Raw genomic sequence first — 26,514 nt, 5'->3', positions numbered from 1 at the left:
GACTGCTCTTTTTACCTACTTCTAGTCACTGTGAAAGTTTCATTTATCGAATAATTTAAGGCGCACAAACTCAGATACAGACCTTTAGTCTTTCACTCAGGAGTAAAGGGGTCAGAGTACTTTTTTAACATTCACACTTATTAAAACGAAGAAATGTACTCTGACCCCATTATTGTGGGCTAACTAAATAATCCGGGCTCTTTAACTCTCTAGGATATGTAACAGGCAGTTTGAAAATACGGTAGATAGGTACAGACTGTAGGTGCAAGCGTTGGAAATACGAATGTAGGGTCAGTGTACTTTAAAGCGTTATCTTTTAAAAAGTACTCTGACCCCAATCTTCGAAATGTACTCTGACCCCACTATTTGCTGGGATTATGCTTCGGTTTGTAGGGCTTGCTTCTTCAGTGTTTCTATCATGTATTCGCGCATTTTAAACTTCTGAAGCTTCCCTGTTACCGTCATGGGGTACTCTTTCACTACGCTGATGTATTTGGGTACTTTAAAGTAGGCTAGTTTGGATTTAAGGTAGTCGCGTATCTGATCTTCGTCTATATGTCGATTTTCCTTTTCCTTAATCCATAGGCATACTTGCTCGCCATATTTGTTGTCAGGAATACCAAAGACAGCGGCGTCTGACACATCCGCATGTTGATATAAGACTTCTTCAATTTCTCGTGGATAAATATTCTCGCCGCCGCGAATAATCATGTCCTTTATTCTACCAACAATAGTGACATAGCCTTCTTCGTCCATTTCTCCAAGATCTCCAGAATGGAGCCAACCTTCATCGTCTATGGTGGCTTTGGTCTTAACCTCATCACCCCAATAACCTTTCATTACACAGTAGCCTCTCGCGCAAATCTCACCCGGTTCTCCAATAGGCACCGTATTGCCTTGGGGATCTATGATCTTCACTTCTGTATGGGGCATAGCGCGCCCTACAGTTTTGACCTGCTTTTCAAATGGCGAGTCAATGTCAGTAATATGATTGATAGGGCTACACTCTGTCTGACCATAACCTATGACGACTTCTGTCATATGAAATTCACTATGGACCTTTCGCATGAGCTCTTCTGGACAGGTACTACCTGCCATGACACCTGTCCTTAGTGTTGATAGATCAAAGCTCTTGAAGTTGGATAGTTCGAGCTCGGCAATAAACATGGTTGGTACGCCATGTAATCCCGTGCACTTTTCTTCTTCTACTGTACGGAGTGTTGTCTCAGGGTCGAATGACTCCCCGGGGAATACTGCACATGCACCTGATGCTAAGCAAACTAAGTTGCCCAATACCATTCCAAAGCAGTGATAAAGCGGTACGGGAATACAAAGTTTGTCTTTGTGTGTGAACCTCATTGCTTGTGATACTAATAACCCATTATTTAGAATGTTTCGGTGCGTTAACGTTGCGCCTTTCGGATTTCCCGTGGTGCCGGAGGTAAACTGAATATTGATGTTATCATTCGCGCTAAGGTTCGATTCAACGGCCTCCAACTGAGATTTAAGCGCTTCCGTTGGTTCTATTTGCAATGCAGAAAAAGCCTGTAACCCTTCTACAGGCTTATCGCCAATAGTGTATACATATTTAAGTGAAGGCAACTTAGAAAGCGTTAGAGGACGCCTTGGTGTGTTCTTATCTTGGCTGTCTATTTCTGGCGCAAGCTCTTTCAACATGGCGACGTAATTTGACTGCTTGAATGACTGAGCCATGACTAAGTATTTTACGGAAACGTTATTAATAGCAAACGCTAATTCATCAGGGCGATAAGCAGGGTTCAGGCATACCATGATCGCCCCGATTCGCGCAGTGGCCATCTGTACGATCGACCATTCGATATTGTTCGGAGACCATATACCCACACGGTCGCCAGGTTCTACACCGTTTGCAAGTAAGCCGCAAGCAACACGTTCTACTTCATACCAATACTGCTGATAGGTCCAGCTAACGTCTTGATGTTTTACAATAATCGCTGGGTTATCGCCATAATTGTCGACAACATTTTTGAAATACTGACCGATAGTGAGCGACGTCAGCTCAGCGTCATCAGAGCCAGTAAACTCACTTTTCTGAAGAGGGAGTAGTGAGTTCGGTGTAAATTTTGATTCCATCATATCTTGCCTCCATGCGCGTACGCATCTGATTTATATATAAATAATTGAGTTGGCTGTTTCGGCTTTTGGTTCCAAATAACCAATGGCAACAATTGCAGTAAATGCTGAATATGCAACGAATAAAACAAATAATTCAATCTTTATTAACAATATTGTTGCAAACGAGTTTTGTCGACAAGATGTTAGTCGTATATGGGGTTATTCAACGATGAATTTGTGTGACTCGTCGTACACGCTGAAAGGAGAGTAATAACCAAAAGTGACAATGTATCTGATGTCTAAAGAAAATTTTCTCGACTCTAATGAAACAAAAAAGCCTCCGACGAAGGAGGCTTCCTAAAAATTTTTACTTTACGAGAGGTGAGCGTCTATTCAGACTCAATACCTTCGAAGTAGGCACGATATTCCATACGGGTAACGTAAGAATCGCCATTTTCGTCCATCATCTCAAAGTCACCTTCGACATGTGCAACCTTTAACTCCTCGGCTGTAAGCTTACCGTCGCTGTCTACATCGATTTCAGTAAACTTATTGTCGGCTGTGGCTGACATTTCAGTACGAAGCTCCTTATTCTTCTCTGATATCATTTCACCGTCTGCTTTAGAGAATAATTCAGGGTTGCCCTTTTCCGAGAGTAGAGCGTCATTGGTGCCTTCAGTTTTCACCTGAGTAATGATGTCGTCGCTAAACATTGATGGTTTTTCATCAACAAACTTGTTGAATTCAACACGGCTAATCATGCTGTCACCATCGGTATCCATTTTTGCAAGAAGCTTACTGTCAATAACGCCTGAAGACTCTGAACCGACGATATAGCCGTTTCCATCCTTATCCATTGCGTTAAATCCCATCGAGATCTTCTCTTCGTGGTGGCCTGCTACTGCTGAAGCAGATAGTGTTGCAGCAATAACAGCACTGGTAATCATACTTAGTTTTGTGATCTTCATAATCAAATTCCTTCTGGCTTTTACAGTGAACTCGGGCGTTCAATTGCCCTAACCACTAGGTCCACAGACCTCAACATAGGTGCAGATTGGAAGTAAGTTTCAATCTGACACCGCTAATGACTTACGTAATTCATTATTCATTGAATGTGCCAAATGCATAACTAACTGATTTAGTGAGGTAATAAAAGTTTAAGGCAAGGATTTCAATGTTATTGCTATGTTAAATTGTCGCAGTGTTTGCAAGATCTTCATACGTCAAACTTAAGCTGATCTCAGATATAGATAGAACCCCATTAATGAGATTAAAACAGCGAGAGTTGATCGTTCGCTATTGTCTCAAAATTCAGGCCGATAAGAGGCAAGATACTATCGGCAATGGGTTGGATTTGCTTTTCAATATAGTGGTCATATTGAAGGGGGGCCGTGGCAGTTTCTGCGGTTTGAGGGCCCTGTACCGTAATAACATAAGCAATGGTAGTATTAAACTGATAGCGAAGTGGCAACCCCTGTTCTTTATAGTACTCGTCCGCTAATCGCGCTGCCTTTACGTGGGGAGGCAGCGACTTGGTATACGACGACAAAGGCTTACGCAGCCGCTTTTTATAGACCAAAGCGTGATCCATTTCACCGGACTTTATCGCTGCTATCGTGCTATTTATGTAGTCTTCAACAGGCTGTCCAGTAAACACTTTTTTGTACAGCTCGTACTGGAAGGTTTTAGCTAGTACCGTCCAATCAGAGCGGACATTTTCTAAGCCTTTAAAGACAAGTTCACCGCCCTTCATTCCTGCGTAACGTTTTTTGCTGCCTTCGGAAGAGCCTCGGATCGTCGGCATAAAAAACGTAGAAAAGTGAGATTCAAACTCAATTTCTAAGTGGCAATCAATGTCGAACTCACTTTTTAGTAACTCTGTCCACTTTCGATTAATAATGCTAGCGAGCTCAAGTCCAGTTTCTGACGGCGAGCCTAGTGCATCATTCCCTTCTACATGAACAAACGTTGAGTCGGTATCGCCGTAAATAACCGTATAGCCCAGTTCTTCAATCCAACCCGCAGTGGTTTGCATGATCTCATGACCCCGCAGTGTAATAGAGCTAGCAAGGCGAGGATCGTAGAAAGGGCAACCGCCACTACCAAGCACACCATAGAAGGAGTTCATTAATATTTTGATGGCCTGAGAGCGCGGTGCGTCATTCTGTTTTTTGGCTTCGTCGCGCTGAAGCCATAGGTTTTCAATGATGGAAGGTAGAAAATGAGATTCGCGGCTAAATACTGCGCCTTTAAAACCTTCTATCGCCGTGTGGGGGGACTTAAGCCCTTCTGCAAGTCCCAACGGATCGATTTTAAATGTACGAATGATGGAAGGATACAGGCTCTTAAAATCTAGGACTAAAACGTCTTTATATAAACCTGGCTGGGAACGCATGACATAACCACCCGGACTAGCCAAGCCTCCATTTTCAGGTCTTACCCCCGCGACATAAGACTTGCGGTGAAGCTTAGGCAAGTACACATTTAAAAACGCGGCCACTGACCCTCCGGGGCGGCTCATATCTAGGCCGGTGAGAATACTGCGCAGTGCCAGAAAATCGATAAATTGGGTTTTATCCTGAATGCGATTGACCAGTTCCGTATCTTTAAAGTTATAGTTAGCGAGTGCAACAGGGTCGCTATGATAAAGACGCTTTATCGCTTCAAGCTTGTCTGCAGCCTGAATAAGCTTATTTTCGCCAAGCAGTTCTTCAGATACGTGATCGAGCGAGAACGACTCGAATTGATAAGTCATTGTTTTTAGTGCTTCGATACCATCAATAACGCATCGTCCTGGCACATCAACGAGGGTTTGATCTTCCCACTGTCTTACAGAAGCCTCTCTGCCATGGCGGCCGATAGCATACTTTAGCGAGTTAGCCCTAGCGCGGCGTTCAAGTACCGCCATATCGAACTGTTTAACGTTCCAGCCTAAAATGATATCTGGGTCGTAGGATGTAAGATAAGAAAAAAATGCTTCAAGCAGTACTTTTTCTGATTCAACGGTAATGAGCTCGTACGCGCTGTCTTCTTGTCCTTGCAATGTTTGCCCAACAAAACGTGGCGGGCATAGAAGCAGCACAACGTTGAGTCCCTCACCGGCTAACGCAATGCTAAAGAGTTCTTCATGCTCATTGCATTCGATGTCTATGCTAAGTGATGTAAATGTGGTTCTGAATTGACAGGGTCTGATTTGCGCATTTTCTATAACGATCTGAGGCGTATCGTCGAAATCTTGCGGAGCCAGAAATTCCACCGCACCATACACAAAGCGCTCCATTAAGTAGCGATCGGCAACGCGAATATCCGCTTCGTACAATATAATACTGCTTTCCTGCGCATGCTGGCGAAGCTGATGCATGTGTGATTCGGTTGCGGTTTTTACCGTCGCAACAGGAACTTGTTCCAGCGTGTGAAACCCGTCATCTGAAATACTGATCTTTGCAGAAATACGCTCGGCGATATTGCGTAAATCATTGGCGTGATCAACAGATACAAAGCAAGTGGGGTATTGGGGTGAAGAAATTAACCTAGCGGTGCTACTGGGCGTTTTTACCCATAGCTCAACATGCACCTTGCCTCGCCGGGTAAACGTACTTTTATTGAGTATGAACCCTTGTTGTATTGTTGAGGCTGACATGGATCTGATTTACTAACCGGCTTTGTTGACGTTAATTTCTTTAAATAGCCTCATGGGCGTGTACGTTTTATAAACTCGCATTACCATTATCTGTTCAATAACTGGCGCAAAGGTGCAATAAAAATGCGCTACCACTGTGCACGAGAAACGGCAGTAGGCTTAGTATAACGTTTGTTATCACCTACTCCTATAGATCTCTATTCGACAGATATGTTTGTTTTTGTAAGCAGCGCGAGTTAAAACGAAAACGTACAGTCTTTGTGCACGTTAGACCATGCACGATAGAAAAGGTGAGGGCGATATGGAATATCTATTCGATAAACAGGTAGAGCCGGGCGAGCTAATAGAAGTGGCCGATGGTGTTCTTTGGCTAACAATGCCGCTTCCATTTGAACTTGACCACATAAATTTGTACCTGATCCGCGGTGAAGGCGGTTGGGTGGTCATTGATACTGGCATAGGAACGTCCACCACCAAAGCTCTGTGGGAGCGTATATTCAAGCAATTAGACGGGCCAATAGTTGGTGTCATCGTTACGCACTTACATCCTGATCATGTAGGGTTAGCGGGCTGGATAGCCGACACGTATAATGTTCCCTTTTATATGTCTCAAACTGAGTACTTTACTGCCAGAGCGTTTGCGGCAGGAAGAAATGGCGCAACGAATGACCGGGATGTGCAATACTACCAGCGAGCAGGTTTAGACGAATCCATGATCGCAAAGCTTACTTCTGGTGAAGGCAACGGCTACAGCAGCGTCGTTTCACCACTACCTATTAGCTACACACGTCTAAAGCATGGTATGACGCTGTCGCTTGGCGGTAACGAATGGCAGATCATCATTGGCCGCGGCCACTCTCCTGAGCATGCGTGCCTTTACAATAAGCAAAAAAATATTCTCATATCAGGCGATCATATTTTGCCGATTATCACGCCAAACATTGGGGCCTACTCAACAGAGCCTGATGCCAACACCTTAGACGACTACCTTTCTACGCTGCCGCAATTCAAGAATTTGCCCAAAGGTGCGACAGTATTACCTGCTCACAAGCTACCCTTTATCGGCCTGCATGAGCGAGTAGATTCGCTTATTGCTCATCATCACGAGCACCTAAAAGCACTGTTAAATGCTTGCGAGCAACCTCAAACGGTCGTAGAGCTATTACCGGTTATGTTTAAGCGCAAGCTCTCTAGTCGCAACATGGTGTTTGCAGTAGCAGAGTGTTTGTCTCACCTTAATTACTTGCTTAATGAAGGAGCCATTTCGCGGACGTTAAACAGCAAGGGTGTGTATACATTTAAAGCCTGTGAAGTAAAAAAGCTTGCTTGTTAGTTCAGTCAGAGGACATACAAACAGAGTGAGGATTAACAACGTCTGACTCTGTACTGGGCTATCTGTTTTCTAGGCCGTTTGAGAGTTTTCCGTTTCGTTTTCTTTATTCTCTTCATTATCTTCACTGGACGGGGGCTGTGCTGCAGGCTGTTTCGGAATGGTGATCTCTACCACGGTTCCTTTTGCCTCTTTGCTGCTAATAGATATTTTACCTTGATGTTGTTCGATGGCGGTGTAAGCCACAGAAAGGCCCAGCCCTTGGCCTTGCCCTTCAGGCTTTGTAGTAAAGAAGGGTTCAAAGACTCGCTTTAGATGTCCTGTAGGAATACCGCAACCTGAATCCAGTATTTTGATGGTCACCAACGTAGGTGAATCGAGCACAGTAAGTTTAATGAAGCCCCTATCTTCTATGGCCTGCGCTGCATTTATCATGACGTTCATTAGCGCCTGTTTCAGCGGCCCAGGGTTTCCCATTACCTCCACTTTCTCTAATTCACATTCAAATTTATATTGGGGCGTGCTGTACTGGGCGGAAATAAGCGTGATCAGCTGGTGACACACGGCGCAGATATCTACTATCTGCACGCCTTCAGTAGTCTCCAGCGAAAAGTTCTTAAGGTTTTCGACGATGTCTTTTACGCGGGTAAGGCCATCTGTAGACTCGGCAATTAGCTCAGTAATATCGTCCTTTAACAAGTCGTAGTGATTAGACTCAAACAGTGCGTCAATCTGCTCTTTAAGTTCGTCGGTGAAGTGTTCGAGTTGCCCCTTAACGCCATCACAAATCGCAATAAGGTGAGTTGCGTATTGCTCAAGTGTATTGAGGTTAGCGCTCACAAAACCAATAGGGTTATTAATTTCGTGGGCTATCCCCGCCGCGAGCTGACCAGTAGAAGCCATTTTCTCTGCTTGAATAAGCTGGCTCTGTGCGGTATCGAGTTTGCGAATTAACTTTTTTTGCGCTTCGTGTTCTTTTTTCAGCGCTTCTGAAAGCTTTTGCTGGGCTCTAAAATAGCTAGCTTGGGCGGTCACATCTTGCAGAAAAATACACGCCAATTTTTGCCCTGTATTTTTGTCTTTAATGGGCAAGATTTCCATGTTTTGATACATCTGTGTTTCTTCACCCGTTATAGGACGAGAGCTCTTAAACGGAAAGATGTGGGGGCGTTGTTCCCAATAGCTAAAGCTAGGATGCTGCAGTACAAAAACTGACTTTAGTCTGCGTTTTAGAAACTTACCTTGTCCTTGAAATAACTCAACAACTGGCGTTTCTTTATAGCAGTCGCGCATATTGTGAGGAAGTCGATCTAAAAAGAAGTCGTTTAGATAAACAACCTTAAAGCTCTCATCGACTATACCAATTCCGACAGGTAATTTACCTACCAGTTGTTCAAACATTATGCGAGTAACTCATCCAATGTGTCTTTCATGCGTGCAAGAGATTCATCGTCTAAGCAGAAAACAACGCGCATGCTAAACGACGAGATCGCGATAATAAACTGCACTTCCATCACTAAGCTGTGCTGCCATTGCAACTCATCGAAGTTCGCTTTATCGGGCAAGAATAACGTGGGCATGTTCAAGTTAGTTGTAAGCTCCAACTGGTCGGAAAGACCAGCCAAACACGCACCTGCCAAAATGTTACAAAGCTCCAAGATAATCTCTTGAATGTCTTCTTTGCTTAACGGTTCATCGTAATCCATTAACGTTGCGACCTCACTCAATCCAGCTTGAGATAGCACAGACATCACTTCGCCGTGTACGTCGCCTAAAAAAGACTGACGGGTATAGAAAGCGTCTTCGGTTTCAAATAAGAGACTGTAAAGCTGGGTGGGAGTAACCGCTGAGATTTTTGGGATAGAAATATCAATTTTGGTTTCAATTAACTGCGCAAGAGAGTTAGCCGCTTGCCCCATGGAAATATTTAGGAGTTCTTGAAGGGCATCTCTTTGCTCTTCGTCTAGTGGTAGTACAATGCTCATAGATACCCCAACTCAAACAACGACATTGCTAATTCTTCTTTATCAAGCGGTTTGCGTAAAAAGCGCTTTGCCCCCAGAGACATGACAATTTTCTGTTTTTCTGGCTGAAAGTCAGCGCTAATCACAATTACATTTGGGGCGTCGGGCCTTTGGTGCAAGAATTCCAACACACCAACGCCGTCAACTTCTGGCATGGTTAGGTCTAAAAGTACCAATGCAAATTCACTTTCTGACAGCGCATTTATGGCTTCTTGCCCGTTTGTTGCTTCGGTGATGTCATACTCTAAATCTTGCGGAAGTGAGCGAATCACACTACGCCTCGACAACTTAGAATCATCAGCTACTAATACAGAAATTGACATTTACAGCCTCCTAGAGCGGCATTTAATGCGATGCCTTTTTAGTAAAGTATGTGCAACTTTAGCGTTACTGCAACAATACCGTAAAAATTTTCCAATCAGCGTATTCTTTGAGCAGTGGCGCTTTAAAATGAGTATATGACAGAAGTGACTTTTATGCGTATTAGACTTTTAGTTGAAAATGACTAGGAGAGTAAACGAGGAAGTAGCAGAAAATTTAAGTCTATAAATAGCGAGGTGTGCATCGGCCGACAATGCACACCCTTGCAGCTAAGTATTTTGCATAGTGTACATTTTTTCAAGTGCACTGGGCATGGCATCAACATAGCGTTTTACATCGCCAATTTTTCCCATACTTACGCGAGACCAGTTGTCGTACGTACGGTAGATTCCTCTAATCAGCACGTCCTGTTCAGCCATGGCTTGGCGGAAGTACTCTGCGTTGCCGTCACCTAAATTAACAAAAATAAAGTTAGTACTAGAAGGTAGCGCTGTCAATCCATTTGCTTTTACTGCGTCCATAACCATAGATTTACCTTCATAAATTTTCTCTTTAGAGAAAGTTAAAAAGGCATCGTCATTGTAGCTGGCGATAGCCGCGGCAAGGCCTGCTTGATTCAATGTATAGCCGCCCATGCCATAGCGATTGATCCACTCAGTGTTTTCCTCTGATGCGATTAAATAGCCCACGCGCATACCTGCTAAGCCATAAATCTTTGAGAAGGTTCTCGCTACAATGACATTATGACCAGCTTTAACGAGCGGAATCATTGAATGCTTAGGAGGCTCATCGATAAGCTCGTTATATGCCTCGTCGACCAACACCAGTGTTTTTTTAGATGCTTTTATGCAGAATTCGCGAAGCTTATTCGGATCGAGCACTTTTCCCGTTGGATTGTTCGGGTTACAAATGTGCACCATACCAATAGAGTCGTCTATTGCGGCGTACATTGCATCAAGATCAATATCAAGCTCTGCCGTATTAGCAACTCTCACTATTTCTGGCGCACCTTGTTTTTCAGGTGCTTTAGACGTGGTGTCCCAAAAAAGGTCCGGGCCCAGAATTTTTCCATTCTTGCTGGCCGCAAGGGCGGCGTAGGAAAGAATAGGGCTTGAACCTGCGCTCAAAGAAATGTGCTTTCGAGTAATGCCATAGCGCTCGGCAATCATATCCAATAGTGTCATAGCGGCAGGATAAGCATAGTAGGCTCCACCTTCCGCCGATGCTTTTGCGATAGCGTCTAGCGCTTTCGGGCTCGGCCCAAACGGGTTTTCATTGGCATTGAGCTTTGCAACCCCAGGCTTTGGTCCATACATAACAGACGATGGGGAAGCGCTTGCGCTAACAGATTGGGCGCTCACAAGGTGACTTATGCCACTCGCACCTATTGCTGACGCTGCAACTGTGCCACCAATAAACAAGCGTCTTGAACGGTTATAACTCACGGGTTGTCTCCTTCTTCTTTTAAATGGCTTTATAGAACATTGCGCTAGAAACGATGACGAGATAGATGCCAAATAAGCGCTTTAGCTTCTTTTCACTGAAGTTGTGCGCCATTTTGGCTCCGATTGGAGCGGTAAAGATTGCCCCAATACTGATAGCAATAAGCGCAGGTATATTGATGTAGCCAATAGTGCCTACCGGCAACGAGGCGGTTTCAGGGTGCTTCATAAACAAAAAGCCAATGGCACCTGGAAGCCCGATAAGAAAGCCGACGCCTGCGGCGGTCGCGACAGCCTGTTGAATGGTGCGCTGGCACATCACCATCGTGATTACTGTTGGCGTACCGCCGCCTATGCCAAGCAGAGCAGAGAAACCACCCAGAACAAACGCCAAAACCGCTTTGCCTATGCCTTTAGGCATATCGAAAACAAGCCCGGGTCTTACAACGAACTCAGGGAAAAGGAAGTATACGGAGTAAAGTAGAACACCAGCGGCGAACACGACCGTTAAACCATTGGCGCTGGAGTTGTTTGCGATGAGCAGCCCGCCACCAACGCCAAGAATAAGCCAAATACTCCACGAGCGAAGAATGTCAAAATCCACCGCACCTTTAGCGCGATGCGCCATCACTGACCGAGCGCTTGATACCACAATGGATGCCAATGATGTTCCGATGGCTACCTTAACGAGGGCTTCTGATGGAGGAGTAAAAAACGGAAAAACAGCGAGAAGAGCAGGTACCACAACAAACCCCCCGCCATTACCAAACAGACCTGCCGTGATACCTGCAATGGCACCAGTTATACACAAAGTAACTACAAACCACAGTAGCTCTATTTCCATTTGCTTTTTACTCCGCATGAAACAGCTTTAAACATGAATGACCTTTTAAGTTTTTCTTATATACAGTTAACTACATACACAAACACCGACTTATGTCGGTGTTTGCAAGGAGCCAGTTAAAAACGGGCTGCAAGTCGGGTGTAGTAATATCCTCCCTGCCAATCAACCACCGAGGCAGAGTCATAGACTTCACCGCAACAGGCGTCGCCGTTAGTACTTACATCTGGGTAATTGTCGAAGAGATTTCTTACCCCCACTGACAGGGTGAGGTTTTCGTTAATAAGATAGGAGCCCTCTATATCGAACATATATTCGTCACCAAAGGTTTGAATATTCGTGGCGTTTACCCCGTCATCGCTTCCCGCATTTTCGTATTCGCCAAAATAGCTAAGACGTGCAACGGCAGACCACACGTCGTAACTGTGGGTAACTGAGAAGACACCACGCATTTCGGGACGGCCATTTTCAAAGTCGAACTGATCCTCAGCGTTCAAGTATTCACTCGGATCAGAATCGAACTCTGTTTTGTTGTAATTCACAGAGCCGGTTAGCACGGTTGCGCCATACCTCGATTCCATCTTGTAAGTAGCAACAACGTCCACGCCTTCGGTTACGGTATCGAAAGCGTTTTGGAAGAAGAACACACCACCAATGGACTCGGCGCCAGAAACATTGGCACCTGCTAGGGCTAGATAGTTTTGGTATGCGTCATAACCGTCTGCTTGAGGGTCGGTAACGACAGTGGTGGAAACATCTCGGGTAGACACAGAGTAAAGGCGGTCTTCAAGCTTGATGTTGTAGTAATCAACAGTGAGCGTTAAATCGCCATAGTTCGCAGTCATGCCCAGCGTAAAGTTGGTCGATTTTTCGGGTGAAAGCTCGTTGGCACCAAGCGCCTGCGCTACTTCGCCGCCGGCTGGGAACAGACCTGTTGCTACTGGGAAGCCATCGGGCAGACGTGTAGATACGTTGGTCGTGCCTTGCTGACCTGGAGTAGGGGCTCTAAAGCCAGTGCCAAAAGACGACCTAAAGCCTACTTCGTCACTAAACTGATAGAACCCTGCAACTTTGTACACAACCTCTGAGCCAAAATCAGAATAGTCTTCATAACGCAGCGCAGCCTGAGCAAACAGCTCGTCTGTAATGTCACCAGAGATATCCGTGTATACCGCATATGAGTCACGCTCGTATGAGCCCGAATAGTCTGGTGAATAGCCAGGGAAGCCGTTGGAGCCAACGCCTACAACAGTATAAACGGCGTCTACTCCAGCGAATCCATCATCTTCAACCCCATCGTCGTTACTGTCAGCACTGGTGTAGTTGGCACAATTCAGAGTTGAACCGTTAGCAATGACAGCAGCGCCCAGTGCCGTAGTAGTGTAGTCGTCGTTACAAAACTCCCATGGATCAGATGTGGCGTAAGAGCCTGCAAAATAGGAACTTAGCTCGCCTTCAGAGATTTCGTATGACTCATCTAAGTAACTTGCACCGAAGGCAAGAACATACTGGTTCAAGTCATAGGTGAAGTCAGCTTGAATCTGTGTTTCTTCGTTGGTTAAGTCACCCGGCTTAAATGAAGTAGGTGACTCGTTACCCAGTGACGGGTTAATGGTATTGGCTAGTGTGTAAGAGATTTCATTATTGCCGTAACGACCACTGATATCATAAGTAAGGTCGCCCGACATGCCCTTAACACCACCAACAAATGAGTAGTCAGTCACATCACCGAAGAAACGAGGCGTGAAGCCACCGGTGAAGAACTCTAGCGGGTTCCAGATTGAACCGTCCTCAAGTCGAATGTCTTCAATGGTGCCATTGCCTGGATAGCGATAATAGAATGAACCGTCACCTTCACTTTCTGAATAGTTACCGAATGCGTAGAGTTCAAGTTCACTGGATAGTGCGTAACCGGCGTTAAAGAAAACACGCGTCCCGCTTGTATTTGGTTGCCCCCATGGTTGGACTACGTCTGAACCATGAACGCTGTTGGCCATGGCCGTAGCATCAGCGATGTATTGATCTGACTGGTCATCCACACAGAACCATGGCTCACAATATTGCTCACCGCGAAAGGTGGCTTCGCTGTCAGAATATTCGGCTGAAATACTGAAAAAGCCATCGTCGCCTAACGCGAAACCTTTATTCCCAGTAACGGTAATTTGATCGCCATCTCCTTCGTAGTAGCTGCCGTAGTCGGCAGTGAACGAGCCGCCTTCGGTGTTATTTTTTAATTGAAAGTTGATAACACCTGCAATGGCATCTGAGCCATATTGCGCAGCTGCACCGTCGCGCAACACTTCAACACTTTGAATTGCTGCGGTTGGAATTGTTGCGATGTCTGGCCCCTGTGTGCCAGAACCGCCAATTGAAACAAGCGCGGCCCTGTGACGACGTTTAGAGTTAACCAAAACAAGCGTTTTGTCGGTGGGCATACCTCGAAGCGTTGCTGGACGGATAAACGTTCCGCCGTCGGAAATGGGTTGACGGCCTACGGAATAAGAGGGAACGAGTGTCATAAGGACATTGTTCATATCGGTAAACGCAACGGCTTCAACGTCTTCGGCGGTGAGTACATCAACCGGTACAGGAGAGCTGGTTACTGAACGCGGTGCACCGCGGGCACCAACAACGGCAATGCGTTCTAGGTCTTTGGCTTCTGTGGTTTCTTCAGTCACTTCTTGCGCCTGTACAAGCAATGAAGTAGTGAAAAGTGTTAATCCGGTAAGTGCGTAACGTACTGCAGTGTGGAGCTTTTTCTGTTTCATTTGTGTTCCCAATCGTGCTTATTGCTACTTAGTTTTGTGGGTGTGGATTATTAAAATCTGCACTCTTTTTAGGCACGCACGAGCACTACTTTGATGCGAGAAGCATCTTGTTATTGTTGTCTAGCCACTCGTGTACAAGAACAAGGCTAAAAACTCTTTGGCTTTGCAGGAAGAAAGAAGATTATTCAGGGGTATAAGAAAAATATTGAGCCGTCTCACAGGGCGCTAATTTAATGCTATTAGACTTAAGTATGGGGGAAGACAAGATTTTCATGCCCCACTGCTTTTAGCCCATTTTTACAATTTTGCTTCATATAACTTAATGGAATGGCATATTCGTTGCTGCCGTCTTCATTAAACCGTTCCCGTTCTAGAACTCACCACCTTTGTAAGGAGGGCAAGTGCATTCAAAACAGCTGCATTATTTTGTTATGACTGTGCGTAAGGGTAGTATTGCTGCGGCGGCGAGAGCATTGGATATCGCTCAACCCGCCATTAGTCAGCAGTTGGCAAGTTTAGAAAGAGAGATGAAAGCGACGCTGCTTGAAAGAAGTTTTTCGGGAGTAAACCTAACATCGGCGGGCGAAGTTTTTTATAAACATGCATTAAAGCTGCTAACCGAAATAGACAACGTTAAGGCCGCATTGGAAACCTTTCAAACCGGACAAAAGAAGGTAGTAAAAATAGGAATGCTACCGTCAATCGGCAATGTGCTTTCTTTACCGCTGCTCACGGAGATAACGGCGAACCATAAAGGGCTCAAAGTCGAAATCAGCACTGGACCGTCTTACACCATTAATGATTGGCTTGAGTCAAAGCAGGTGGATATTGCGCTTACTTATCAGCAAGCTGTCGACCCTAAATTCATGCGAGTCACACCGCTAATTCAAGAAGATCTTCATTTGGTTTTTTCTGCTTCCTCATCGTGTGAACAATACGCCAAGCTTCGAGATAGAACGACGATCCGTTTCTGGGAAATCAGTGAATTACCTTTGCTGTCACCGGGTAACAAAGATGCATTGGGTCAACTAATTGCTGACTATGAAAAAGCAACGGGCGTTAGTTTGCAGCACGATTTGGCTTATTCTGGACAACTCATGACTGGCCTTAGGCAAGTTATGCAGGGAGAAGGCGTGATGATCCTTCCTACATCAGCTATTTTTCATTTAAAGGAGTCTGGCTTAGTTTCATCACTGAAAATAACACAGCCAGAAATGCAGCGTACTGTACTCGCTGCGACAAACAAAAGTGCCAAGACGCTACTAGATAGCAGTCCGATCATTGATATTCTCAGAAAAGTAGTGGCTCAAGAAAACGCACTGAAACACTGGTGCGGTACGTTAGAATTTGCCGCTTCATCGTTTATAGCGCAACCTGCATAGCACTATGCCAACACAAAATGATGCTAAATCTCGCGTACGACGAGAATAACGCAACCCGTTAAGTGCAAAAGATCACTGGGTTAGTCGTTCTGGGGCAGTTCAATATCAACAAGCACAGGTAAATGATCTGACAAGATTCGAGTTTTCGCATTTTTTAATTTTCTGCACGCTTTTACCTTGATGTCGTCAGACACCCATACTCTATCAAGTGCAAATACAGGAAAGTGGCTTGGAAATGTTGCCCCTACTTTTTGCTGTAATAGCAATTCATTAAGTGCTTTAAACGCTTTTGAGAAAAACTGCCACTCGTTGAAATCACCGGCTAGAACTAGAGGGATTTGCTTCTCTTTCATCTTCAAAGAAAGGTGCTCATGAAGCAAAGAAAACTGTGAGCGACGTTCTAGCTTCTTAAGTCCCTTATGGGTATTCACCACCGTAAGGGGGGTCTTCTCTGTCTTGAGCTCTACAATCTGAACATTTCTAGGCTGTCGCCCGTTTTGGCTGACATCCAGTGTATCGTGAGCTAATACGTCAAAGCGAGTGAGGATGGCGTTGCCATACCAGCCATCAGATTCCCTAATGGCTGGTGATGGAATGAGTTTAAACGTGTTTTCAGCGCAGATATCTTTAACGTCCTGTGCTGTACTTCGCTCAGAGGGACGAGTATCCATTTCTTGCAGCAGCACCACGTCGGCGCCACTGTTTGCCAAGAATTGACCTATGCGTTTGTAATCGTGCTTTTTGTCTCTGCCTATTCCGCTGTGAATGTTGTAGGTCACTATGCGGCACATTTCTCTACCTCATCTTTGTCACTATTATCACTGGCAGTATCTTGATTCCCCGACTCCTTCCGAGCTTGGTAGTAGCGGGCAAATTTTTGCGAGCCCCAAATCATAAGGCCCCATAAAACGATACCGCCAACTAAATAGCTAATGGTTTCCACAGAAGGGTTTTGCCAAATTTGTGCTATCGAATCACCCACAAGCCCTTTCGCAATCATGGGCGGGAACATGCCTAAAAATGTCCCTACTAAAAACTGGAAAATGCCAATAGATGAGATGCCCGCTACCAAATTCACCAAACTAAAGGGCGCTACAGGCAGCATTCGAATGGCCGCGACGCCAACGATACCGCTACGCTTTAGTTTTTCATCAACGGCAGCTACCTTTGGACCACCAATTTTTCTAAGCCCCGCGTTGCCTGATAGCTTGCCTATTCCAAACATGATTGCAGAGCTCATTAGTGCTCCCATGATGCCGTAGATGGGCCCCCATATAGGGCCAAAAATAGCAGCCACCGCAAGCGACAGTATAGTGACCGGGAAGAATAAAACGCCGCCGACCACATAAACCAGCAACACGGTAGGCAGAGCAAAGTAGGTTCCACGACTTTTCTCTAAAAAGGCGTTAATGCTGTCGGAACTTAACCATGGTATGGACTGGCTAGCCCAAAACATAAGCCCGCCAAGAACAGCAATGATGGCAAGACCGATCAAAATCATAATACTGCGACGTCTTGGGTTACGTGCAGGCATAGCAGCTCCATCAAAGGTTGGCACCGAAATAAGGGGTTCTTCAGGGTCAGATAACGCTCTGAACACATTCTTAACGGATTGTTCGGTAAACACCTCATCACGAACTTCGGTAAGTACGTAGCCGTGTGCTATCTGATCCTGCATTAATGCTTCAACCGGATATTCATTGTTGAATAACGCTGGCATTGCATCAATATCGCGTCCCGTGTGCTCTGCGAGTAAGTCGTTTCTCACTTGCTCAATACACGCCTGATTGTCTTTGGTGTTACCAAACAACACCGTGTCGATTTCGGTGTCTAGCGTCATTGAGCGATTACTCAAGTTTGATGACCCGATAACAAGGTATTTGTTATCAATGGTCATCACTTTGGAGTGGATGCGCTTGTATGCCTTGCGGCCTTGCATGTCTTCAATTGAAGAATAAGTCAGTTTTACTCGCTTAGGGTCAATCCCTTTTTCTAAAATTTCCTTGAATTCTATGCGGCTTGCCCAAAATGCTTCGCACTCAAACTTACCTTTTGGCTCGTAGGAACTTACGATAATGACCGAAAGATTAGGTTTCAGTTTGAGCTGCTTATTCAGCGCTTCAGCGATCTCCTGACGCGTTGTAAATTGATTCTCAATGTAGATTACAGACTCTGCTTCACCGATAAGATCAAGCAGCATATGACGTACCTCTTGAGCAGGCTCGACCTCATCCATAAATGGAATTGTTCTGGCAAGTGCACACTCTACGTCTTCAAAAAGGGGAGGATAATCTTGTGGCCAAGCATCAGGCAACGGGGCATTTTCATCAATGCGCGCGTCCTCGCGGATATCAATAGGTGAAGAGTCAGCAACACGCTGCCACCTCCATCGAACTAATTTTGAAAAGTCGGCTACTACAGGTCCACTTGATACCATTTGCACATCATGAAGAGGACCATACTCTCCATCAGGTCCATCACGCTCTTCTGAAACTACGGGATGGTCACGGGTATCCCAGCGGTTAGTAGATACATCCATTCCACCTGAGAATACGAGTTCATCATCGATAACCACAATTTTTTGGTGCTGACTTCCGCCCATCGGAATCGTGTCATCGAGCTCGGTTTGCACATTGTCTGGAGTTTTTTCTTCCCACACTTCCTTTGCCCACATTTCGCGCTGCGCGAAGAAGGCTAGCGATGAGTCCCAACGTAACAGGTAAATTTTAATGTCAGGGTTTTGCTCAGCTTTCCACTTAAGTAAATCACTTATTACGCTCGGCGCTTCACTGTTCGCTTCGTCGTCGCCTCGCAGCAAGCGAATGCGGCTATCTATATCCCATCCAACAATGAAGATACTGTGCTTAGCTTTAACGATAGAGCTGTGCAAGGCTTTATAATAGTTTCCGCAATCTATCAAAGGTGTAGAAAAGCGAGCCTTGCTCTCTACCCAACAGTTTTGACCGGGTTGAAATACACTCTTTCCTGATTGCATGTGACGTTTCCTATTTATTCATTTTTCACTATTTGTATTCTGTTGCAGAATTTGTACCTCTATAAAACGTAAGAGCGAAAAATGTAAGTAAATGATTTTTATTGATAATTAGAGTTTTTGAGCTCGTGTGTAAGATGTATCAGTTCGCAATGTGTAATATTTTCACTGTGAAACGAGTTTAATATTCACAGTTGGAAAAACAGGGAAAGATCTTCTATATAACTTAAAAAATTTAACGAGAAGGTCTAGATAAATGAAGTTTTTTTCAAAGGAAAATGCGGCGAAACAGGCGCTTGCTCAATCAATCTTGGCTGTAGTTACCATAGATGAAAAAAACAATATTACGTTTTACAACGATGCCGCTCAAAAGTTATGGGGCTATACGCCAAACGAGGTACTAGGCAAAAATATCAAACTATTGGTTCCCCACGAACACAAAGCAAATCACGACAATTATGTTAATTCTCATCGACAAACAAATGTTAATAAAATCGTTGGCAGCTCGCGAGAAGTCGAATTAGAAACAAAAAGTGGGGAGCGAATTTGGGTTCAGCTTGCTTTATCTCAGGTTATTGTTGCAGGAAAGAAGCACTACACCGCTTTCGTTCGAGACGTTACAGAAGAGCGAGAGTCTCGCGAAATAGTGGAGCAAACGTTAGAGCAAGCGTTAGATGCTGTAGTGTGTATTGATGAAAACAATAACGTAACCTTGTTCAACGCATCCGCTGAGAAGCTATGGGGATACACAAGAGATGAAGTAATTGGCCAAAATGTGAAGATGTTAGTGCCTCAGGCGATTCAAGCGAACCACGATAACTATGTCAACGCAAATAGAGAAACAGGACAAGACAAAATTGTCGGAACCAGCCGCGAAGTTAAAGTGGAGCGGAAAGACGGTAAAAGCCTGTGGGGCAGGCTGTCTTTGTCTAAAGTAAGGCTGGCTGACCGAACCCTCTACACAGCATTTATTAAAGATGTAACAGAAGAAGTAGAGCAGCGAGAGTTACAACGTATGCTTTCGCTGGTTGCCAACGAAACAGACAATGCCGTTATTATATCTGATGCAGATGGTCTCATAGAGTACGTTAATAACGGATTTTACCGGTTGACGGGGTGGGAGCTGGACGAAGTAAAAGGCAAGAAACCTGGATCATTTTTACAAGGTGAGGAAACCGATAAACGTACTGTGGATGTGATACGACAAAAAATTAAAAACCGCGAAGCATTTTATGATGAAATTCTTAACTATAGAAAGGACGGTACACCTTACTGGACTTCACTATCAATAAACCCCGTTTTCAAAGAAGAAAAACTCGTTAACTTTATCGCGGTTCAGGCTGATATTACTCGTGTTAAGCAAATGGCTTTAGATTTTACTAACAAATTAAAAGCTATAGGCAGTGCACTTGTTCTTCTTGAAATGAAGCCTAATGGTGAAGTCGTTGAGGCAAACAAACTACTACGCGACACATTGAACGGGGTAATGAGCTCTGAATCATTTGCAAATGAGGTAATGAATAGTCTTTCTGCAGAGGACAAGTCTACTCTAGAGAGCGCTGGTTTTGTTTCAAAAATTACTGAGTTTCAAATGGCTGGGCGTTATCTTGCCTTTGACGCGAGAATCAGCGCACTTAAGAACTTCAACGGGCAAGTAACACGTTATGTCTTTTTTGCCGTTAATATCACCTCTAGAAAACAAGCGGTGAACGATACTCAAGATTCTATGAAAGAGTTACTGGTTACCAGCCAGACTATAAGTAATATAGTGGGCACAATTAATTCTATTTCTGAGCAAACTAATTTGCTAGCGCTAAATGCAGCGATAGAAGCGGCACGAGCAGGTGAAATGGGAAGAGGGTTTGCGGTTGTGGCTGATGAAGTACGAACGTTAGCAGGTAACTCCCAGTCCTCATCCAATGAAATTGACAACTTAGTTAAAACGACAGTGTCAAAAATTGAGGAACTGGCGCAGCTCATCCAGAAAATAGACGGGTAGCAAAAAGTAAAAAGCCTTGGCTGTGTTGCCAAGGCTTTAGCATTCTCATTAAGTCACGTTGTTAAACGTGAGGCAACAAATGTCTTAGAAACGATACTCAACACCAATACTGGCTTGCTTAAGATCGGTTTCAAAATCGGTGTCGTCGATGTCATCAAACGCTTCGTCTGCATCAAGCTCTGTATCATAAACAGTGTACTCGGCGTTTACTAAAAAGTTACTAGTAATCGCGTAGCTTAGACCTGCGCCTACAAACAAGCTTTCGTCATCGTTATCACGTGAAACGCCAGCAAAGTTGTACTCGGTTTCTGACCAAAGTTGACCTGCTTTCGCGTAGAGAGAAAAACGCTCTGTTAATGGAAGAATACCCTTGATCGCCGCTGTGTAGCCGTCTGTTTCAGCACCTGCAAGGTCGTTACCGTAATCACCAAAATCGATGTAACCACCTTCAATTGCAATCCACTCATTGAATTTATATCCAACAAGGCCTTGCCAAACATCTTTGTCATCGTCAAAGTCATCTTCACCTTCAACGCGTAGGTAACCGTAATTACCACCTACATAAAAACCACTGTCTTTTGCTTCAATTTGATTTGATTGAGCATGCGCACCGAATGAAGCCATAGCACTGATAGAGGCAACAGCTGCAAGTCCGGTAAGTGTCTTAAGTGTGTTTTTCATAAGTTCATCCTCATTACTTCTTTAACATTCCATCGACTTCTTATCTGAAGTTAATGCGTCTTTAATTGCATCATCTCTGTATCAATTGCTGTGCCATGGTAGAAATTGCAGAATGTATTTCAATTAGATGAAAACTTTACATAAACCGACACTTTTTAGTTGGTTATTTAGCCGCTTATAGAAAGTATGGAAAAGTTTCACTCTTCAAGAAGCGAAAAAATTTCCCAATCTCTGAAAGAGATTCACAGATCTAGCTCATTTTCGGCATTACATAGTTCTACTGAGCGACAGTCGTTTACGTCATAAAGTGAACTGGGTTTTTAAAGTATTGAAATTAATCAATTTTTCATTGATTGGATTTTCTAATCAGTTGAATTCATTTTATCAACTGTAAATATTCTCTAAGCCTGTCTATCTTTTAACTGCTTATGAGGTAAACAAAATGTTAACAAATTAGTGGTGTGATTCGCACTCACGCTTTGGTAACTACAACAAACTCAGACGGGAAAAGACCATGACTATAAACAGGTTTAAAAAAACCACATTATCAGTACTTGTTGCCCTATCGCTTGGTGCAACAGGGGCTATTGCCAACGATCAAATTAGTAAGCCTGCTGGTGCTAAAGGCACGGGCACTGCTAAAGCTTTTCAAGCGAAAAATAATCAATTTTGGTGGCCTGATCAGCTCGATCTCTCTCCGTTAAGAGATCACGATAATCGCTCAAACCCACTAGGTGATGATTTCAGTTATGCAAAGGCATTCGCTAAGCTAGATCTCGACCAAGTAAAAAAAGATGTTAATGAGCTACTCACTACTTCTCAAGATTGGTGGCCGGCCGACTTCGGAAATTATGGTCCTTTCTTCATTCGACTTTCATGGCACAGTGCAGGTACCTATCGTACGCTAGATGGTCGTGGCGGTGGTGACGGTGGTCAAATGCGTTTTGATCCGCTGAACAGCTGGCCAGACAACGGAAATCTTGATAAAGCGCGTCGCTTGCTTTGGCCTATTAAGCAAAAGTACGGTGAAAGTTTATCTTGGGGCGACTTAATGATCCTTGCGGGTACCGTAGGCATGGAAAACATGGGCTTTGACACCTATGGATTTGCGGGTGGTCGTACCGACGACTGGGAACCTGACATGGTTTATTGGGGCCCAGAAGTGGAAATGCTTGCGAGCGATCGTGAAGAGCGCGACGGTAAGCTTCAGCGTCCGTTGGGGGCAACGCACATGGGCTTGATCTATGTTAACCCTGAAGGCCCTAAAGGTGTGCCTGATCCGATGGGATCTGCGAAAAATATTCGCACTGCATTTGGCCGTATGGCGATGAATGATGAAGAGACCGTTGCGCTAATAGCGGGTGGTCATACATTTGGAAAAATGCACGGCGCACACAAGCCTGCTGATTGTTTAGAAGCTGAGCCAGGCGGTGCAGGCTTAGAAGAGCAGGGACTAGGTTGGAAGAACAATTGCGGGAAAGGCAATGCAGAAGACACTGTAACGAGCGGTTTGGAAGGTGCTTGGACACAGCTACCTACTAAATGGACGAGCCTATATCTCCAAAACTTATTGGGCTTTGAGTGGAAACAAACTCGCAGTCCTGCCGGCGCTATCCAGTGGATCCCTACCGATGAATCGCTTCATAAATCAGTACCAGATGCGCACGTAGAAGGTAAGAAAAATCCTCCTGTGATGACTACCGCTGACTTGGCGCTTAAGTATGATCCAGAGTATCGAAAAATTGCCGAGCGCTTCTTAGCGGATCCCAAAGAGTATCAAACGGCATTTGCTAAAGCGTGGTTCAAGCTAACTCACCGTGATATGGGTCCTAAGGCACGTTACTTGGGTAACGATATCCCAGAAGAGAACTTCATCTGGCAAGATCCAGTGCCTAAAGCTGACTATAAAGCGATCTCTGATAAAGACGTTAAGAAACTTAAAGCTGACATCTTAGACAGTGGTTTAACCGTTCAGCAACTTGTGAAAACAGCATGGGCGGCAGCATCTAGCTTCCGAGCATCTGATTTACGCGGTGGAGCGAACGGTGCTCGTATTGCCCTTGAACCGCAAATGAATTGGGAAGCCAACGAGCCTGAAACCGTTCAAGCCGTTGTTTCTAAGCTTAAAGAGATGCAAGAAGACTACAATTCACGCATGTTTTCTAAGAAGAAAGTGTCTCTTGCTGACCTCATTGTGATTGGCGGTGCGGCAGCAATTGAAAAAGCAGCGGCAGATGCTGGCGTCAAGGTTACTGTGCCAGTGGTTCCGGGTCGAACTGATGCTACCCAAGAGCAAACAGACGTTAATTCGTTTTCATTGTTAGAGCCAACAGCCGATGCGTTTAGAAACTATTACAACGCAGAAGCTAGCTATCGTTCGCCAACCGACATGCTGGTAGACAAAGCCGATCAGCTTAATCTAACGGTACCAGAAATGACTGTTTTGCTTGGTGGTTTGCGTTCATTGGGAGCAAACACAGGTGGCACTAGCCACGGTGTATTTACTGACAAAGTAGGCACGCTTAACAACGATTTCTTCGTAACGCTTCTTGATATGGGCGTTAAGTGGAGAAAAACAGATAACCCGTCGGTATATGAAGGTGTAAACAGAACTACTGGTGAAGTTATGTATACAGGTACGCCTGTAGACCTGGTCTTTGGATCAAACAGTGAGCTGCGTGCAGTGGCCGAAGTTTATGCCTACGACAACGCGAAAAGCCGTTTTGTTAAAGACTTCGTCGACGCTTGGACCAAAGTGATGACGCTAGACCGTTTCGATTTACGTCACGATCTAAACGCCAGCTTGGGTAAATAGATGCGGTATAACTGCTATCGCGAATTAGCTTAACAACTAATTCTCAATAGACATAAAAACTAAAAGGGCGCTTCCGCGCCCTTTTTAATTGATTTCTATAAGTTATGTTATGAATTCTTAATGTGACTAAAACGCCCGCGAGACCATCGCAAACCCATCTTTAATTCGATACACTGAACCTTTATTTTTCGCTTCTACAGACAATTACCACAATGGCTAGTCTTCAACGAACGTTGGTCAATTTAGAAATGCTAAGCGACGATATTAATGCACTTCACGTCGACGCACTTAATACGCACGCCCACATTAAGCTTTTACACAATGTGTTGAATGAGCTAAAGAACGCCGAGCAATTTGTTGCCTTAGAAACAGAGGCCAGTTTCCAAAAGTCGTTATCTGGCTCACTGTTTGAGAACATATTTGAGCGAAAGCGTATGGTAGGTGTTTACATAAAGCTGGTGGGCTATGTTATTACAGCGTGGGAAGCGACCAATAAAGCGAATGCAATCATCAGTGAAAACTTCGATTCAAGTGCCGATAAGCGATTGGAGTTACTGCAGGTAAAAGCAATAAAAGCCAAATCTCAATTAAAAACCGTAGCGTCAGCGATGGGCAAAGAAGACTATGCAAAGTTTGTCCAGACGTTAGGTCTGTCTGCCCAAGAGTGGCAATGGGATACGCTTCGCGCTAGGTTTTAGCCAGCGCGAAGGTATGACTGAAAGCGCTCATGTCATGAGCGAGTTTGGCTACGGTGTGGTATTTCGAATACCAATGCCTTGTTCGTTGATAACCCTTACTTCGCGTTGAGGGAACGGTATTTCAATGTTGTGCTCGCGTAATGTTTCAAACACAGTAAGCAGCAAATCGCCACCCACGCGGTTTTTACCATCGTCCACCCCTTCCATCCAAAACTCAACGAACATGTTAACGCCAGAGTCGCCAAAGCTATCTATTTCACAGTCAGGCAGCTCTTCAAATGGAACATCATCGCCACTGATCACCTGCGGATGTTCCGATACTGCCTCTTTAATAATCTCTACCATCGCGCGGATGTCAGTTTTATAGGCGACAGAAAAGTCGATGCGGTAACGTTGTTTTTGGTTTTTGTGTGTCCAGTTTATTAGCAAGGAGCTGATAAACTTTTCGTTAGGCACCAGTACATCTTTACCGTCATATGTCTCTAATACGGCGTAGCGCATTTTAAATTCTCTGACGATACCTTTCTGCCCGTCTTCCAATTCAACGTAATCGCCTACGGTCAACGATTTATCCAATAGAATAATGATGCCCGAAATGAAGTTTGATGCGATGGACTGCAGACCTAAGCCTAAACCCACACCTACTGCACCACCAAACACGGCTAGTGCGGTAAGGTTAATTCCCATGACGTTAAGCAATAAAAGAAACACCACACAGAACAGGGCAACTTCAAACAGCTTTGCGAACACTTCTTTGGTAGAAACGTCGAGCGACTTATGGTTTCGAATAATATCTTGACCAATGGCGTTCGAGCTGCGGCCTAGCCAGAACAGCAAGCCACCAAACAACAGTACTCTTGTTACGCCATACGCTGAAATTTCAACATTGCCGACTGATATTGCCATTGACTCCAATGCGGAAGTTATCAGCGGAAGCACGCCAACTAAGTGTAAAAATAGGATAGGTAAACCCACCCATCGCATAAACGCTGCAATGGTGTTGTTTTCGACAAAACCAGTAATCAAGGAATTAACAAACAGCATTAGTGCTACAACAACGGCTATTTCCAATAGCCATGCATCAAACTGAAATTGCGCCCCCAACACGGTAGTAAGCTTTAGCATACTGATGGTGATAAGCGGGAATAGTGCCTCACCCAGATTGTATAAAAAGCCGTGCATAGTATGTGCGCCTTGCTGTGGCTTTTCTCGGGTAAACTTAAATGGCTTTTTTACTTGTCGTGCAAGCAAAAATGCAACGCAATAAATAACTGCGATTGTTGTAAGCTGGATAACAAAGCTATCAGACATCACCGATGCTTTAACTAAAGCCAACTTTTCCTCAAAGTGCTGGGTTAAACTATCAACATTCATGTTTTCTACTTCACTTGTTTACCACACTGCAGCAGCGTGGATGTAATTTGAGCGTGGAATAACTGCGCGCTTTTTATCTGTTATAACAAATATGGTAAAGCTTTTTTTATCTA

At 44.6% G+C, this 26,514-nt stretch carries 18 protein-coding genes; 5 read left to right on the top strand and 13 right to left on the bottom strand.

All coding sequences use genetic code 11. The annotated features are described in order from the left end of the window. Window positions 1-375 precede the first annotated feature (375 nt). From MASE_RS15710 to MASE_RS15700, 3 genes are all read right to left on the bottom strand, one after another. A complete protein-coding gene (locus MASE_RS15710; RefSeq protein ID WP_014949497.1) occupies window positions 376-2,115 on the bottom strand; it encodes an AMP-binding protein in 1,740 nt (579 codons plus the stop codon). A 368-nt stretch (window positions 2,116-2,483) separates the two neighbouring features. Beyond that, window positions 2,484-3,062, bottom strand: a complete 579-nt coding sequence (locus MASE_RS15705; RefSeq protein ID WP_014949496.1) for an EF-hand domain-containing protein — start codon at window positions 3,060-3,062, stop codon at window positions 2,484-2,486. Window positions 3,063-3,364: 302 nt separating this feature from the next. Further along, entirely contained in the window at window positions 3,365-5,734 is a 2,370-nt protein-coding gene (locus MASE_RS15700; protein ID WP_051129052.1) for a DNA polymerase II, read from the bottom strand. A 301-nt stretch (window positions 5,735-6,035) separates the two neighbouring features. Between MASE_RS15700 and MASE_RS15695 the strand changes: the two genes are divergently transcribed. Next, window positions 6,036-7,067 carry an MBL fold metallo-hydrolase gene (locus MASE_RS15695; protein ID WP_014949494.1) on the top strand — a complete coding sequence of 344 codons (1,032 nt, stop codon included), beginning with the start codon at window positions 6,036-6,038 and terminating at the stop codon, window positions 7,065-7,067. Window positions 7,068-7,136: 69 nt separating this feature from the next. On the opposite strand, the gene MASE_RS15690 is transcribed toward MASE_RS15695, so the two are convergent. From MASE_RS15690 to MASE_RS15665, 6 genes are all read right to left on the bottom strand, one after another. Beyond that, on the bottom strand, window positions 7,137-8,465 hold the full coding sequence (locus tag MASE_RS15690) for a sensor histidine kinase (RefSeq protein WP_014949493.1): 1,329 nt from the start codon (window positions 8,463-8,465) through the stop codon (window positions 7,137-7,139). Then, complete coding sequence (locus MASE_RS15685; RefSeq protein WP_014949492.1) at window positions 8,465-9,049, bottom strand: chemotaxis protein CheX; 585 nt, start codon at window positions 9,047-9,049, stop codon at window positions 8,465-8,467. Before MASE_RS15685 ends, MASE_RS15690 begins: the two co-directional genes overlap by 1 nt. Continuing rightward, window positions 9,046-9,411 (bottom strand): response regulator, encoded by a 366-nt coding sequence (locus MASE_RS15680; RefSeq protein ID WP_014949491.1) that lies wholly within the window; start codon window positions 9,409-9,411, stop codon window positions 9,046-9,048. The genes MASE_RS15685 and MASE_RS15680 overlap by 4 nt, the downstream gene beginning before the upstream one ends. Before the next feature lie 267 nt (window positions 9,412-9,678). Further along, window positions 9,679-10,854 (bottom strand): pyridoxal phosphate-dependent aminotransferase, encoded by a 1,176-nt coding sequence (locus tag MASE_RS15675; RefSeq protein WP_014949490.1) that lies wholly within the window; start codon window positions 10,852-10,854, stop codon window positions 9,679-9,681. Window positions 10,855-10,873: 19 nt separating this feature from the next. Next, window positions 10,874-11,695 (bottom strand): sulfite exporter TauE/SafE family protein, encoded by an 822-nt coding sequence (locus MASE_RS15670; protein WP_014949489.1) that lies wholly within the window; start codon window positions 11,693-11,695, stop codon window positions 10,874-10,876. Window positions 11,696-11,811: 116 nt separating this feature from the next. Beyond that, a complete protein-coding gene (locus MASE_RS15665) occupies window positions 11,812-14,460 on the bottom strand; it encodes a TonB-dependent receptor plug domain-containing protein (protein WP_014949488.1) in 2,649 nt (882 codons plus the stop codon). 401 nt (window positions 14,461-14,861) lie between these two features. Here MASE_RS15665 and MASE_RS15660 point away from each other — a divergent pair, with 401 nt between their 5' ends. Continuing rightward, the gene (locus tag MASE_RS15660) at window positions 14,862-15,842 is read left to right on the top strand and encodes a LysR family transcriptional regulator (protein WP_014949487.1); all 981 of its coding nucleotides are present in this window, start codon (window positions 14,862-14,864) and stop codon (window positions 15,840-15,842) included. Between the two features lie 80 nt (window positions 15,843-15,922). Here the strand turns inward: MASE_RS15660 and MASE_RS15655 are convergent, their stop codons facing one another. Together MASE_RS15655 and MASE_RS15650 are read right to left on the bottom strand one after the other, a co-directional pair. Beyond that, a complete protein-coding gene (locus MASE_RS15655; protein WP_014949486.1) occupies window positions 15,923-16,633 on the bottom strand; it encodes an endonuclease/exonuclease/phosphatase family protein in 711 nt (236 codons plus the stop codon). Continuing rightward, window positions 16,621-18,837: a VTT domain-containing protein gene (locus tag MASE_RS15650; RefSeq protein WP_014949485.1), complete on the bottom strand. Its 2,217-nt coding sequence runs from the start codon at window positions 18,835-18,837 to the stop codon at window positions 16,621-16,623. The genes MASE_RS15655 and MASE_RS15650 overlap by 13 nt, the downstream gene beginning before the upstream one ends. Before the next feature lie 253 nt (window positions 18,838-19,090). On the opposite strand from MASE_RS15650, the gene MASE_RS15645 reads away from it, so the two are divergent. Next, window positions 19,091-20,833: a PAS domain S-box protein gene (locus tag MASE_RS15645; protein ID WP_014949484.1), complete on the top strand. Its 1,743-nt coding sequence runs from the start codon at window positions 19,091-19,093 to the stop codon at window positions 20,831-20,833. 84 nt (window positions 20,834-20,917) lie between these two features. Here the strand turns inward: MASE_RS15645 and MASE_RS15640 are convergent, their stop codons facing one another. Then, window positions 20,918-21,514 (bottom strand): porin family protein, encoded by a 597-nt coding sequence (locus MASE_RS15640; RefSeq protein ID WP_014949483.1) that lies wholly within the window; start codon window positions 21,512-21,514, stop codon window positions 20,918-20,920. Window positions 21,515-22,028: 514 nt separating this feature from the next. On the opposite strand from MASE_RS15640, the gene katG reads away from it, so the two are divergent. Together katG and MASE_RS15630 are read left to right on the top strand one after the other, a co-directional pair. After that, complete coding sequence (gene katG / locus MASE_RS15635) at window positions 22,029-24,329, top strand: catalase/peroxidase HPI (protein ID WP_014949482.1); 2,301 nt, start codon at window positions 22,029-22,031, stop codon at window positions 24,327-24,329. Window positions 24,330-24,541: 212 nt separating this feature from the next. Then, on the top strand, window positions 24,542-25,027 hold the full coding sequence (locus MASE_RS15630) for a hypothetical protein (RefSeq protein WP_014949481.1): 486 nt from the start codon (window positions 24,542-24,544) through the stop codon (window positions 25,025-25,027). 48 nt (window positions 25,028-25,075) lie between these two features. Here the strand turns inward: MASE_RS15630 and MASE_RS15625 are convergent, their stop codons facing one another. Beyond that, window positions 25,076-26,401 carry a mechanosensitive ion channel family protein gene (locus MASE_RS15625; RefSeq protein WP_014949480.1) on the bottom strand — a complete coding sequence of 442 codons (1,326 nt, stop codon included), beginning with the start codon at window positions 26,399-26,401 and terminating at the stop codon, window positions 25,076-25,078. Window positions 26,402-26,514: the final 113 nt, after the last annotated feature.

The sequence above is a fragment of the Alteromonas macleodii ATCC 27126 genome, from assembly GCF_000172635.2.
Taxonomy (GTDB): Bacteria; Pseudomonadota; Gammaproteobacteria; order Enterobacterales; family Alteromonadaceae; genus Alteromonas; species Alteromonas macleodii.
The sequence above is the reverse complement of the archived record's forward strand: the minus strand, read 5'-3'. Positions and strand labels throughout refer to the sequence as shown.